We start from the raw sequence: 13,099 nt of genomic DNA on the forward strand, positions 1-13,099 counted from the left end.
ATCGGCGGGCGTGATCGGCGATGTGGGTGGCGGCGTCGGTGCGCCACCACCGCGAACATGATCATGCCCGGCGATCGGCGAGATCGCTCCGGTGGCGCTGCGCGGTGGGCGATGGTGTCGGTGGCGTGTGCCACCATCGGCAGGTCGGCAGCGCGTCCGATGAGTTCGTGGTGACCGTGGGAGGTCGGTGTGGGGTCCGCTGAACCGAGGGACGAAGCCGTGACCGGCGATGAGGCCGACCAGGTCGGGCCGCGGCGAATTCTCGGCATCGCCGTGCCCACCCTGGGCGTGTTGGTCGCCGAGCCGCTGTATCTGCTCTTCGACATCGCGGTGGTCGGCAGGCTGGGGGCGCTGGCACTGGCCGGGCTGGCCGTCGGCGCCGTGATCCTCGGGTCGGTGAGCACCCAGCTGACGTTCCTGTCCTATGGGACGACCGCGCGTGCGGCCCGTAGACACGGTGCGGGGGATCGGACAGGTGCTGTCGAGGAGGGCGTACAGGCCAGCTGGGTGGGTGTGGCGATCGGTCTGGTGATCGTCGCGGTGATCCAGTTGTTCGCGGTGCCACTGTGTTCGGTGCTCTCCGGCGGTGGGGAGATCGCCGACGAGGCGCTGATCTGGGTGCGGATCGCGCTGTTCGGCGTGCCGTTGATCCTGCTGTCGATGGCGGGCAACGGGTGGATGCGCGGTGTGCAGGATGTGCGACGACCCCTGACCTATGTGGTGGTGGGTCTGGCGTTGTCGGCGGTGCTGTGCCCGGTTCTGGTGTACGGACTGCTCGGCGCACCGCGGATGGAACTGGCCGGCTCGGCGGTGGCGAACCTCGTCGGCCAATCGGTCTCCGGCGTCTTGTTCGCCTATGCCCTGCTGCGCGAACGGGTTTCGCTGCGCCCGCGCGTCGCGGTGATGCGCGCTCAACTCGTCCTCGGGCGCGACCTCATCATCCGCAGTCTGTCGTTCCAGATCTGCTTCGTCTCCGCCGCCGCGGTGGCCGCCCGTTTCGGCGCCGCGTCCGTGGCCGCCCACCAGGTGGTCCTGCAACTCTGGAATTTCCTCGCCCTGACCTTGGACTCGCTCGCCATCGCCGCCCAGACCTGGTCGGCGCGGCTCTCGGTGCCGGTAATGCCCACGGCGCCAAGGCGATCGCGCGCCGGGTGACGGTCTGGTCCGAGATCTTCGCGCTGCTCCTTGCCGCCGTCTTCGCCGCGGGCGTGACCGCGATCCCGCTGCTGTTCACCGACGACCCCCAGGTCCTCGAACGCATCCATGTCATCTGGTGGTTCTTCGTCGCCATGATCCCGGTGGCCGGCGCGGTGTTCGCCCTCGACGGCGTCCTGCTCGGCGCGGGTGACGCCGCCTTCCTTCGCACCGCGACCCTCGTCGCCGCCCTGACCGGCTTCCTGCCGCTGATCTGGCTGTCGCTGATCTTCGACTGGGGCGTGGCGGGAATCTGGACCGGTTTGGTCGTCTTCATGTTGGCTCGACTGCTGGCCGTCATCGCCCGCGCACGATCCGGTCGCTGGGCCAAGGTGGGCGCCGAAATTCCGCACGGCGCCGCATAGGGCTCTGGAAACCTTTGCGACGCAGCAGATTCGATTCTGGTGACGGGCACGAAGGTGCTTCTCGGCAGTAGATCGCCTACCGTCGCAAGTGCGGACAGTGGGATCGACGATGGAGGCGCAATGGCCGTGCACGATGTGATTGCCCAGGCCGGCCGGGTGGCGGTGGCCGCGGCGCTGGTGCTGATCGGCGCGGTGAGCGCGGGGCCCGCGGCGCAGGCGGCGCCCGTCGCGCCGGGGCAGCTGATTGCCCACACCGCGCAGCCTGCCGGCTGGGGTGAATGGTCGCGGGCAGCCATCGTCGAATACCGCACGGAGGGTGCGACGCACGGCATCGCGAACGCGGCAGGTCTGGTGCTGCTCCCGGATTCGCCCGCCCCGGAAGGTGGTTATCCGGTGGTGGCGTGGGATCACGGGACCAGCGGGCTCGGGCCCGACTGCGGCCTCACCACCGACAAGGCGCGGCATGAACGCCCGCTGCTGCAAGCGTTCCTCGATCGTGGCTGGGCGGTGGTCGCACCGGATTATCTCGGCCTGTCGCCCGGCTCCGACACCGTGCACCCGTACCTGCACACTCGCACCGAGGCCACGGCCACGATCGACCTGGTTCGTGCCGCGCGGGCCGCGGAGCCGAGTCTGGCGCCGACGTGGGCCGTGGTCGGCGGTTCGCAGGGGGGACATGCCGCACTGGGGACCGGCAATCTCGCCGGCGACTACGCGCCCGAACTGGACTTCCGCGGCACCGTGGCACTGGCGCCGGCATCCAACTACGAGCAGATTCTGACCCAGCTCGGTCCCGAGGTCCCGAACCTCCCCGTGGTGGACCGGCTCGTCGGCCCGTTCGCGGGCATGCTCGCCGGGCTTCGCGCCACCCGTCCCGATCTGGATGTGAACGGTCTGCTCAGCGCGCGTGGCCGCGAAGTGGTCGACGCGATCGCCACCAGTTGTGTCGACGATTTCGACCGGGCCGTCGGCAATGCGTCGATCGGCGCGCTCCTGGCGAAGCCCGTGGCCGCCGACGGCATCGGCGCGGCCCTGCGCGACTACATGGTGGTCCCCACGGTCGGCTATCGCCAACCGGTGCTGATCGCCCACGGCGCGGCCGACACGGTGGTTCCGCTGCCGCTGACCTTCGCGCTGCTCGCGCAGATGCGATCGGCGGGCACCCAGGTCGAGTTCGCGCAGTACCCGGGCGGACACGAACAGGTCGGCGTCGAATCGCGGGAACGGGTCCTGGCTTTCGTCGACGGCTTACTCGCCACCGCCTGACCCGGGAGCGGGACGGCTCAGCGGGGATAGGGGCTGAGCATGTCGATCCAGCGGATGTCCAGGTCGCGGGTCAGATAGTCCAGGCGCGAATTCCAGAAGTCCTGCATGTGCGGCAGGGCGAGGTGGCGGTCGAGGTCGGCTTTGCTGCGCCATACCTCGTAGAAGACGAAGACCGAGGGGTCGTCGCTGTCGACGTGGAAGTGGTATTCGAGGCAGCCTTCTTCGGCGCGGGTCGGTTCGACGAACGAGAGCAGCAGCTCACGCAGATCGTCGCGGCGTTCGGGTTTCGGGTGGGCGAACCCCACCAGCGCGTAGGTGCTCGACATGATGCTCCTTAGGTACGATGTTCTACGTACCTAAGGACGCTAGGCGGCAGCTAGGTATGACGCAAGCCGTACCTATGTGGAGGTGGTGGGTGGACCAGGAACTCGAGCTGGGAGCGGTACTCGGCGCGCTGGCCGATCCGCTGCGGCGTCGCGTGATCACCCTGCTCGCGCTGGATCCCGCCGATGGCGACCGCAGCTGCTCGTCGTTCGACCTACCGGTGACGAAGGCGACCCGCACCCACCACTTCCGGGTGCTGCGCGAGGCGGGGCTGGTCCGGCAGGTGAATTACGGCAATCGCAGCACCGTCGTCCTGCGGCGGGCCGACCTCGACGCGCGGTTTCCCGGGCTGCTCGATCTGCTGGTGGCCGAGGCCGCCGACGCGCAGGGGTGAACCCGCCGGTGCCGCGTGCCCGGGGTGTGCCACTGTGGACAGGTGATTCCGAAGTTGATGGCGGTCAGCGATGTGCACGTGGGGCATCAGGGCAACAAGCCTGTGGTGGAGCAGATCGTTCCCGATTCGCCCGAGGACTGGCTGATCGTCGCCGGTGACGTGGGGGAGAAGGCCGAGGAGGTGCGGTGGGCGCTGGAGTTGCTGCGCGGCCGCTTCGCCAAGGTGATCTGGGTACCGGGCAACCACGAGCTGTGGACCACGCCGAAGGATCCGGTGCAGATGCACGGCGCCGCCCGCTACGACTATCTCGTCGCGATGTGCCGTGACCTCGATGTCGTCACCCCCGAGGACCCGTTCCCGGTGTGGACGGGTCCGGGTGCCGAGAAGTACGGCGGCCGGGTCACCCTGGCGCCGATGTTCCTGCTCTACGACTACTCGTGGCGACCGGCGGGCACGAAGACCAAGGCGGAGGGTCTGGCGCTGGCGCGCGAACGCAATGTGGTGGCGACCGACGAGTTCCTGCTGACTCCCGACCCGTACCTCACCCGCGACGCCTGGTGCCACGCCCGTGTCCAGTACACCCAGCGCCGCCTCGACGCGCTGCCCACCGACACTCCGTTGGTGATGATCAACCACTTCCCCCTGGTCCGCCAGCCCACCGACATCCTGTTCTACCCGGAGTTCTCGCTGTGGTGCGGCACCGACCTGACCGCCGACTGGCACACCAGCTACAACGTGGTCTGCTCGGTCTACGGACACCTCCACATCCCGCGCACCACCTATTACGACGGCGTCCGCTTCGAAGAGGTCTCTCTCGGCTATCCCCGCGAATGGAAACGCCGAGGCATGCCCGAACCGCTGCTCCGCCAGATCCTTCCCGACCCGGTCTACGCCGAAGGCGATCTGAACTCCTGGGGCGGCCACTTCAAGGTCACCCCGGAGATGGAAGCCGCGGCCGCCGAGATGCGCGAGAAGGCCGAGCGCAGGCGAGGCATCTGACAGCGAATTTGCACGAAAACCCCACGCCTGTTTTCGTAAGAGCATCGGCAACTCACCGGGCACGAGCAAACCCGCCCACCCGGTACCGCCAGACGCCAGCGCTGACCCAACCAGCGCCGAGGTCTGGCCACACGACGCGGAGAGGCGGACAAGCCAGTGCTGGAGAGGATTTTGCCGAGGAGTGTGGCTTCGGCGGAGTTGCTGGTTTTCCCGGAGGATCTCACGGCGCATCCCGCCGAGGAGCACCTGATCGCCAAGTCCGTGGAGAAGCGGCGCCGCGATTTCATCGGCGCCCGGCACTGTGCTCGCCTCGCCCTCGAACAGCTCGGTGAGCAGCCTGTCGCGATCGGCAAGGGCGAACGCGGCATGCCGCTGTTCCCGCGCGGCATCGTCGGCAGCCTCACCCATTGCGACGGCTACCGTGCCGCCGCGATGGCGCACTCGCTGCGTTTCCGCTCGGTCGGTATCGACGCCGAACCGCACGACACCCTGCCCGAGGGAGTGCTCGATTCGGTCAGTCTGCCCGCCGAACGCGAGTGGCTGTCGGATACGCCCGGCGAGGGCCTGCATCTGGATCGGCTGCTGTTCTGTGCCAAGGAGGCCACCTACAAAGCCTGGTTCCCGCTCACGCTGCGGTGGCTCGGTTTCGAGGACGCGCACATCACCTTCGAGATCGACTCCCGCACAGACAATGCGGGCTCGGGCACTTTTCATACGAAGCTGCTCGTGCCCGGCCTGACGAACGACGGCGGCGCCGCGCTGACCGAGTTCGACGGCCTCTGGTTGATCGCCGACGGGCTGATCCTGACCGCGATCGCACACGGCTGATGGCCGCGCGAGTGTCGCGGGTGGGCGAGCTGGGCGGTCTCGTGATCGTCGACAAGGACAGCGGCCTCACCAGCCACGACGTGGTGGCGCGCAGCCGAAAGCTGTTGCAGACCAAGAAGGTCGGCCACGCGGGCACCCTCGACCCGATGGCCACCGGGGTGCTGGTGCTCGGGGTGGAGCGGGCCACGAAACTCCTCGGCCAGCTGCTGCTCACCACCAAGGCCTACACCGCGACGATCCGCCTCGGTCAGGCCACGAACACCGACGACGCCGAGGGTGAGGTCACCGCGACCACACCCGCGCTGCACGTCACCGACGACGAGATCGCGGTCGGCGTCGCGGCCCTGACCGGTGACATCGAGCAGGTCCCCGCCACGGTGAGCGCCATCAAGGTCGACGGCGAACGGGCCTACGCGCGCGTGCGCGCCGGCGAGGAGGTACAACTGGCCGCCCGGCCGGTCACGGTGTCGCGCTTCGACATCCTGGCCCGTCGCGATGTCGCCGACGGTGAATTCGTGGATCTCGACGTCGCGGTCGAATGCACCTCCGGTACCTACATTCGCGCCCTGGCCCGCGACCTCGGCGCGGCCCTCGGTGTGGGCGGACACCTGAGCGCCTTGCGCCGCACCAGGGTCGGTCCCTTCACGCTCGAACACGCCCGTACCCTCGAACAACTCGCGACCGCGGTCGAAGCCGGGCAGCCCCTGCTCAGCCTCGATATCGACGCCGCCGTCCGCACCGCCTTCCCACTCCGTGACATCGACGAATCGCAGGCCACCGACCTGCGGACCGGCCGCTGGCTCGAGCCCGTCGGCATCAAGGGCGTCTACGCCGCGATCGACCCACGGGGCCGGGCCATCGCACTCCTGGAGGAGAGCGGCAAACGCGCGGGCTCGGTGATGGTGGTGCGTCCGAGGGGAATCGGCGACTGACGAGCTCGTTGTCGTTCGATGCCCGCCTCGTGGCCGGGTGAGGCGGGCGCCCGAGCCCGAAACCGCCCCGCCGGGCGGGGGTCAGCTGCTCACGGGCAGTGTCTCGCGCCGGAATTCCGGTAGCCCGGATTCCTTCGTCAGGTGCTCGGCCAGCTGTGCCGCTTCCGCGGCGAGGCCGGGTGGGTTGGTGGCGATGAACATCGAATCCGCCGCCAGGTTGCCGAGGACGTGCCAGGTGCCGGCACGCAGCGCACGGGTGCGTGGTTCGGCGCGGAGACCACCGGTGGGCGCGACTTGCGCTGTGCCGCTGTCGAGCAGGTGTGTCATCAGCGTCTCGGTGTCCTGCGGGGTGACGTAGGCGGGTGGGTTGACGGCGTTGATCACGATGTCGGCTGTCCGGGTGGATTCGCCGGTCGGGGTGAACCCGGTGTCGTCCGCCGCGATCGCGGTGAGTCCGGTGCGCAACCGCACCTGACCCGAATCCAGCAGGCGCAGCAGGATTTCCGCGTTGTGCGGGACCATCGGCGAGCTGAGGCTGCTGATCGTGCGGTAGTGATCGGTCCGCAACCTCATCCGGTCGGCGTCGGTCAGGGCAGGCCACAGGATCGGGCCCATCGTGCGGATCGCCATCGTGAGCAGGCGTCGACCCAGCAGGGTGGAGTCGACATCGGCGAGCTGGCGGCGCAGGCGAAGCACCGGGTCCTCGGCGCCGGTGGCGCGGATCTCGGCGGCGAACTCGTCGAAATCCTCACCCAGGCCGGCCAATTCGGTACGCAGGAGCGCGACCACCGCGGTGAACTCGACCGCCCCGCCCGCCGCGAGGTCCAGTGCGGCGGCCGGGGTGAGGTGGCGCGGTGCCAGTGGTCGTGGACGTTGCTGGACGAACGGCAGGATCCCGCTGCGTGACAGCAGGGTGATCGGACCTCGATGACCGTTCTCGGTCAACGCGGCCGTGATGTCGACGGCGGTCAGGCCGCTACCGACCACGGCGACCCGAGCCTCGGGATCCACCTCGGTGAGCGTGCGCGCCAGCGGATACGGCTCGTCGACATAGCCGGGGGCCCCGGTCAGTCCGTACTGGTCGCGGGGACGGCCACTGCCGACGCAGAGCACCACGCGATCCACCGGATACCTGACACCGCCCTCGGTGCGCAGTACCACCGGCTGTTGCTGCGCGACGCCGGTGACCCGGTCGTTCACCACATCGACCCGCCATCCGTCGTGGCGCAACCGGTCGATCGACGCCCGCGCCGACTGTTCCAGGTACTCGCCGTACATCGCGCGCGGCACGATCGGCTGTCCCAACCCGGGGTCGAGGAAGCGCACCGCGTCCGGTCGCCGGGCGAGCCAGTCCTGGAAATGCCCACGATCGCTCGCCCGCGCGGACATCAACGCGGGCGGGGCGTTCACGCGCACCGCGGGCACATCGCGCTGATAGGCTCGCCCACGCCACAGCGCCGCGGACCCCTCGAACACGGTGATCGTGCCCGGTGCCCCGTCGGCACCCGCGAGCGCGTCGAGCAACCCGACCGCGGCCACTCCCGCACCGATGATCCCGATTCGCATGTCGACTCCTGTCGTCGGAGGGCGTTGCCGCGCACTCGCATTCGATGGCGAGCACGACGTCGTGCCCGCTCTCCGATCAGCGTGCTCGCGCCGGTGCCGCCGCGAAATCCCGCATGTGCGGGATACGGCTCACCGGGTGACGCGGGGCCGCGGCGGTGCGCGATCGACGGGCACCCCCTCGATCGCGGGATGGTCCCGAGCACTGACCGCGACGACAATGGGCACATGACCGCCCCGGCTTCGCCTGCCATGACCGCCTTGCTCCGCGGGATCGACGCGGCGCCGGATGCGCACGAGCTGTTCGAGCGGACTTCCACCCGGTTGCGCCGGTCTGTGGGGTTCGACGCCGCGGTGTGGGTGGCCACCGATCCGGTCAACGGCCTGACGACCGCGCCCGTGCGGGTGGAGAACCTGCACGAAGGTGGCTGCGGGACCTACTGGGAGTCAGAGCTTTTCGCCGAGCACGTCAACCTGTTCCGCGATCTGGCCGTGGCGCACGTGCCGGTGGCCGGTTTGCGCGCGGTGACGGGCGACCGGCCGACACTGAGCCCGCTGTATCGAAGCTTCATGCGGCCCCGCGGATTCGGTGACGAACTGCGGGCCGTGCTGCGCGTGGACGGTCAGGGTTGGGGGCAGGTGAGCTTGTTCCGGGAACGCGGCAGACAGGCCTTCGCCGCCGCCGATGTGGCGGTGCTGCACGCGTTGTCGGCCCCGATGGCGCGGCGCCTGCGCGGCTTCGCCCGACCTGCGACCACGGGTTCGAGCGGCGTCCACGCACCCGGCCTGCTGCTGTTCGGCGCAGACGGCGCGCTGCTCTCGGTGAACGACGAGGCCCGCGAGCTGCTCGCGCTGATGCCGCCTGGCCCGTCCACCACGACCGGCGCCGGACTCGAATTGCCCTTGCCGGTCTGGATTCTCAGCACCGCGGGGCGTGCGCGGCTCACCGGAGACAGCGCTCGCATCCGCATTCGCACCCTGACCGGGCAGTGGCTCGTCTGCCACGCCTCGTGTCTGCGTGACGCGAACGGCGAACCGACTACGACGGCGCTGGTGATCGAACACGCGACGCCCTCGGACGTCGCGGCGCTCGTCGTCGCCGCCTATGAACTGACCCGCCGCGAACTGGAGGTCACCGAACTCATCGCGGCGGGACTGTCCACCGCCGCCATCGCCCGGCAGCTGCTCGTCTCCGCCCACACCGTGCGCGACCACGTGAAGTCCGTCTTCGACAAGACGGGTGTCACCAGCCGTGGCGAGCTCGTCGCGGCCCTGTTCACCGAATACCGGCAACCGGCGGCCGAATCGGTCACACTGCGGGTCCTCGACGGACGCGCCGGCTGAGCGGCGATCTCGCGGACCGCTGGGCCGACTCCCTGTGCGCCGCACCCACTCCGGCGAATCCGTAGAGTGGCGTAAACCGGCCGGTGGCCGGGGTGGAAGAGGGATCGTGAGATGAGTGCAGAGTCGGTCGACACGTTCACACTGTGGGATCGCGACGGTGACGGACTGGTGTCGGTGGACGATATCGCCGACGGAATTCGTTCGGCGGGAATCGAAGTCGACCGGGAGGCCGTCGAGCGGATGGTCGCCGCCGCGGATACCAACGGCGATTTTCTCGTCTCCCGTGCCGAATTCGACGCCGCCGTCGTCGCGGGGCGGATCGAGGTCACCGACGCCGATGCGGCGTTCCGGGTCTTCGACACCAACGGTGACGGCCGGATCTCGGTGGCCGAGCTGGAATCGTTGATCCGCCACGTGGGTGCGGGGCGCATCGACGAACCGGCCGCCGACCTGCTCGCGGCCGCCGATCAAGACGGCGACGGCTACCTCTCGCTGCCCGAATTCCGGGTGCTGCTGGATTTCCTGTCGCGCTGAAGGTGCCGCCTTCCCCGGTCGGCGGCCGCACCGGTAGTCAGGGGTACTGGACGGCGGATAACACCCTGCTCGGAACGGGCGATAGCGAGGATGTATAGCTTTCGCGTCGGAGGGGTAGACCATGGCTGCGATCAGGAAGATCTGGATCGGTGCCGTCGCCGGGGTGACGATGGTGCTCGCGGGCTGTGGCGGCGTCGATCCGCAGGCACCGGGATCGAGCTCGGCGCGTCCGACCACCACTCGCACTGCGCCGATCTCGGTCGCCACGCCCAGCCCCGCTCCCGCAGTCACGCCCGCCGGTCGCCCTGGCGCGGGCTCCTCGAATTCCGTGGGTGCCTCCACTGCCCCGGCGAAGACCGCGAGACCGCCCGAACTCGCGACCGGCACCGTGGTGCTGCGCACCGTGACACTGTCCGGGATCCCCGTTCCTGGTGTGCCGGTGTACCTGTCGCTGCAGCAGCCGTGTGATCCGGCGAGCAACGACATCCCCGTCGGCGAGACGGTGGAAACGCTGCGCCGCGACGGTGTCACCGACGAGCAGGGCCGGGCGGCCTTCGCCACCGAAATCGGTTGCTACCGCTTCGGGATGACCGCGCCCGCCGGGACGAACCCGGTCCCCGAGGGTATGCACTCGCTGTTCCTGGTCACCCCCGGCGGCACGGCCACCGGTCAGCTGCGCTTCCAGGACACCCCACCCGAACCCGCCCCGGCCTGCGCCGAATCCACCATCGAAACCGAACTCGGTGTCGATCCGGGACCCGTCGCCACCATCGCCGACTGCGACGGGCAGTGGGGTGTCATCCGCTGGGAAACACCCGGCGACAACCAGCGCGTCATCACCCGCACGTCGGGAACCTGGTCCACCTATGTCCGGTTCCCCCACGACATCTGTTGGTCCAGCGCCGTCGCCGATGGCGTTCCGGACCGCCTCCGTACCTACTTCAACTGCTGATCCAGGACTATGTGGTGAGCCAAATCGCTTCGGCGGCAAGAGTTCCGAGTTCGGTGGGGGCTTCGGCCGAGGCGATGTGGACGGCGATGGTGCCGGCGAAATCGCGGCGTTCGGCGACTTCGATGGTGGTGTCGAGCGCGATACCGACCGAGTCGAAATAGCGCAGCATCGCGGGGTCGGAGTCGGAGATGCGGGCCACCCGGCCGGATTCGCCCGCGGCGAAGTCGCTGAGCTGACGGGCGGGGGGAGTGGGGACGGCGCCGTCGGTGGAGGGAATGGGGTCGCCGTGCGGGTCGCGGTCGGGGTGGCCGAGTTTCGCGTCGATGCGGGACATGAGCAGGTCGGAGACGGCGTGTTCGAGGACCTCGGCCTCGTCGTGCACTTCGTCCCAGCCGTAGCCGAGTTCGTTCACCAGGAAGGTCTCGATCAGCCGGTGACGGCGCACCATCGCGACCGCGGCGCGACGGCCGTGTTCGGTCAGGGTGATCGCGCCGTAGCGGGCGTGCTCGACCAGGCCCTGATCGGTGAGCTTGCGCACCGCCTCCGACACCGTCGAGGCCGACACGCCGATCCGCTCGGCCAGTAACTTGGTCGACACCTTCTCCTGCGACCACTCCTGAGCGGTCCAGATGACCTTCAGATAATCCTGTGCCACCGCCGACAGTTCGGGCGCGATCGTGGCGGCGAGTTCGGCCTGCTCGGCGGGTTGCGTCAGCGCGCTGCGGGTCGCGACATCTCGTTTAGCTGGCACATCACCAATGTTAGGCATCCCTGGCCCGAATGACACATCGGCGAACCGGCACGCCGCGCACCGGCGATCCGCCGCACACCGGAATTCTGTTCGGGCACCGCTTTGCGTAGGCTTCGCTCTGTGCAGAGATGGCGAAGTCTCGACGACGTGCCCGCGGACTGGGGGCGTTGTGTTCTCACGATCGGCGTGTTCGACGGGGTACATCGGGGGCACGCGCAGCTGATCAGCCGCGCGGTCGCCGCGGCGGAGAAGCGTGGCGTGCGCTCGGTTCTGATGACCTTCGATCCGCACCCGATGGAGGTGGTGCGACCCGGTTCGCACCCCGCGCAGCTGACCACGCTGACCCGCCGCGCGGAGCTGGCCGAGGAGCTCGGGATCGACGTGTTCTGCGTGATGCCGTTCACCCAGGACTTCATGAAGCTCACCCCGTCCGAATACGTACACGACCTGCTGGTCGAACGTCTGCACGTCACCGAGGTCGTGGTCGGCGACAATTTCACCTTCGGTAAGAAGGCCGCGGGCACCGTCGACACGATGCGCGAACTCGGCGAGCGGTTCGGCTTCGAGGTCGACGGGGTGACCCTGCTGGGCGAACACGCTGTCACTTTCTCCTCCACCTACATCCGGGCCTGTGTCGACGCGGGCGACATGGCGGCGGCCGCCGAGGCGCTGGGGCGGCCACATCGCGTCGAGGGTGTCGTCGTGCACGGCGACGGGCGCGGGCGCGGGCTGGGTTTCCCGACCGCCAACGTCGCCCCGCCGATGCACGCCGCGATCCCGGCCGACGGGGTGTACGCGGGGTGGTTCACCGTGCTCGGGGCGGGCCCGGCCATCGGTGACGCCGCACCCGGCGAGCGCGCGATGGCCGCGATCTCGGTCGGCACCAACCCCACGTTCTCGGGTCGCTCACGGACTGTCGAGGCATTCGTGCTCGACGGCGAGGCCGATCTCTACGGCCAGCACGTCGGTGTCGATTTCGTCGAACAACTACGCGGAATGCGCAAGTTCGACTCCATCGACGATCTGGTCGAGGCCATGGTCCGCGACGTCGAGGCCGCGCGCAAAGTCCTCACCGCCGCCGACGCCTGAGCCCGAATTACCCCGGCCGTTACGTGTCGAGTAGAGTGGCTCCTCGGGTTTGCTGCGGTCCGCGGTGGCGCCCATCCCGGGTAACCGGACCTTCGAGCGCGGAACTGAAAAATAGGAGTCGAGCCACATGGCGCTGACCACTGAGCAGAAGTCGGCAATTCTCGCCGAATACGGCCTGCACCCCACCGACACCGGCTCGCCGGAGGCGCAGATCGCGCTGCTGTCGAAGCGGATCTCGGACCTGACCGAGCACCTGAAGCAGCACAAGCACGATCACCACACCCGGCACGGCCTGCTGGCCCTGATCGGTCGTCGTCGCCGCCTGTCGAAGTACCTGCAGGCCAACGACATCAACCGCTACCGTTCGCTCATCGAGCGCCTGGGTCTGCGTCGCTGATCTGAATCGGACACGCCTCCTCGTCGAGGCGGTCGACACCTGGCCAACGGGAAGAAGTACACTTCTTCTCGTTGGCTATTCGTGTATTCGGGGACCATCGGGTTCCCGGCTGCACTACAACATGTGACAGCCGTATGTACCCGTCCGCGTGGCGTCGGTCTTCGGTA

General features: G+C 68.9%; 13 protein-coding genes and 1 pseudogene. 11 read left to right on the top strand and 3 right to left on the bottom strand.

Annotated elements, in window-relative coordinates; all coding sequences use genetic code 11:
* The first annotated feature begins 219 nt into the window (after window positions 1-219).
* Window positions 220-1,559, top strand: a pseudogene (locus ACWDXS_RS23420) (MATE family efflux transporter).
* A gap of 120 nt (window positions 1,560-1,679) precedes the next feature.
* Entirely contained in the window at window positions 1,680-2,825 is a 1,146-nt protein-coding gene (locus ACWDXS_RS23425; RefSeq protein ID WP_449968647.1) for a lipase family protein, read from the top strand.
* Between the two features lie 17 nt (window positions 2,826-2,842).
* On the opposite strand, the gene ACWDXS_RS23430 is transcribed toward ACWDXS_RS23425, so the two are convergent.
* The gene (locus ACWDXS_RS23430; RefSeq protein WP_378992342.1) at window positions 2,843-3,151 is read right to left on the bottom strand and encodes a putative quinol monooxygenase; all 309 of its coding nucleotides are present in this window, start codon (window positions 3,149-3,151) and stop codon (window positions 2,843-2,845) included.
* A gap of 89 nt (window positions 3,152-3,240) precedes the next feature.
* On the opposite strand from ACWDXS_RS23430, the gene ACWDXS_RS23435 reads away from it, so the two are divergent.
* The 4 genes from ACWDXS_RS23435 to truB all read left to right on the top strand — a co-directional run bounded on the left by ACWDXS_RS23435 (window position 3,241) and on the right by truB (window position 6,302).
* Window positions 3,241-3,543: an ArsR/SmtB family transcription factor gene (locus ACWDXS_RS23435; RefSeq protein WP_378626527.1), complete on the top strand. Its 303-nt coding sequence runs from the start codon at window positions 3,241-3,243 to the stop codon at window positions 3,541-3,543.
* A 42-nt stretch (window positions 3,544-3,585) separates the two neighbouring features.
* Window positions 3,586-4,542, top strand: coding sequence for a metallophosphoesterase family protein (locus ACWDXS_RS23440; protein WP_358062466.1), 957 nt, complete (start codon window positions 3,586-3,588; stop codon window positions 4,540-4,542).
* A 156-nt stretch (window positions 4,543-4,698) separates the two neighbouring features.
* A complete protein-coding gene (npt, locus tag ACWDXS_RS23445; RefSeq protein ID WP_378992346.1) occupies window positions 4,699-5,370 on the top strand; it encodes a 4'-phosphopantetheinyl transferase Npt in 672 nt (223 codons plus the stop codon).
* A complete protein-coding gene (gene truB / locus ACWDXS_RS23450) occupies window positions 5,370-6,302 on the top strand; it encodes a tRNA pseudouridine(55) synthase TruB (protein ID WP_449968653.1) in 933 nt (310 codons plus the stop codon). Before npt ends, truB begins: the two co-directional genes overlap by 1 nt.
* 81 nt (window positions 6,303-6,383) lie before the next feature.
* Here the strand turns inward: truB and ACWDXS_RS23455 are convergent, their stop codons facing one another.
* Window positions 6,384-7,868, bottom strand: coding sequence for an FAD/NAD(P)-binding protein (locus ACWDXS_RS23455; RefSeq protein WP_449968656.1), 1,485 nt, complete (start codon window positions 7,866-7,868; stop codon window positions 6,384-6,386).
* A gap of 225 nt (window positions 7,869-8,093) precedes the next feature.
* On the opposite strand from ACWDXS_RS23455, the gene ACWDXS_RS23460 reads away from it, so the two are divergent.
* From ACWDXS_RS23460 to ACWDXS_RS23470, 3 genes are all read left to right on the top strand, one after another.
* Window positions 8,094-9,209 carry a LuxR C-terminal-related transcriptional regulator gene (locus ACWDXS_RS23460; protein WP_449968659.1) on the top strand — a complete coding sequence of 372 codons (1,116 nt, stop codon included), beginning with the start codon at window positions 8,094-8,096 and terminating at the stop codon, window positions 9,207-9,209.
* A 111-nt stretch (window positions 9,210-9,320) separates the two neighbouring features.
* On the top strand, window positions 9,321-9,743 hold the full coding sequence (locus tag ACWDXS_RS23465) for an EF-hand domain-containing protein (RefSeq protein WP_378992353.1): 423 nt from the start codon (window positions 9,321-9,323) through the stop codon (window positions 9,741-9,743).
* 121 nt (window positions 9,744-9,864) lie between these two features.
* The gene (locus ACWDXS_RS23470) at window positions 9,865-10,695 is read left to right on the top strand and encodes a hypothetical protein (protein WP_378992355.1); all 831 of its coding nucleotides are present in this window, start codon (window positions 9,865-9,867) and stop codon (window positions 10,693-10,695) included.
* A 7-nt stretch (window positions 10,696-10,702) separates the two neighbouring features.
* On the opposite strand, the gene ACWDXS_RS23475 is transcribed toward ACWDXS_RS23470, so the two are convergent.
* Window positions 10,703-11,464, bottom strand: coding sequence for a metal-dependent transcriptional regulator (locus ACWDXS_RS23475; protein WP_378992357.1), 762 nt, complete (start codon window positions 11,462-11,464; stop codon window positions 10,703-10,705).
* 102 nt (window positions 11,465-11,566) lie between these two features.
* Between ACWDXS_RS23475 and ACWDXS_RS23480 the strand changes: the two genes are divergently transcribed.
* Window positions 11,567-12,535 carry a bifunctional riboflavin kinase/FAD synthetase gene (locus ACWDXS_RS23480; protein ID WP_449968664.1) on the top strand — a complete coding sequence of 323 codons (969 nt, stop codon included), beginning with the start codon at window positions 11,567-11,569 and terminating at the stop codon, window positions 12,533-12,535.
* Window positions 12,536-12,662: 127 nt separating this feature from the next.
* Window positions 12,663-12,932, top strand: a complete 270-nt coding sequence (gene rpsO, locus ACWDXS_RS23485) for a 30S ribosomal protein S15 (RefSeq protein ID WP_056811493.1) — start codon at window positions 12,663-12,665, stop codon at window positions 12,930-12,932.
* Window positions 12,933-13,099 lie beyond the last annotated feature (167 nt).

The organism is Nocardia sp. NPDC003183 (assembly GCF_053590715.1).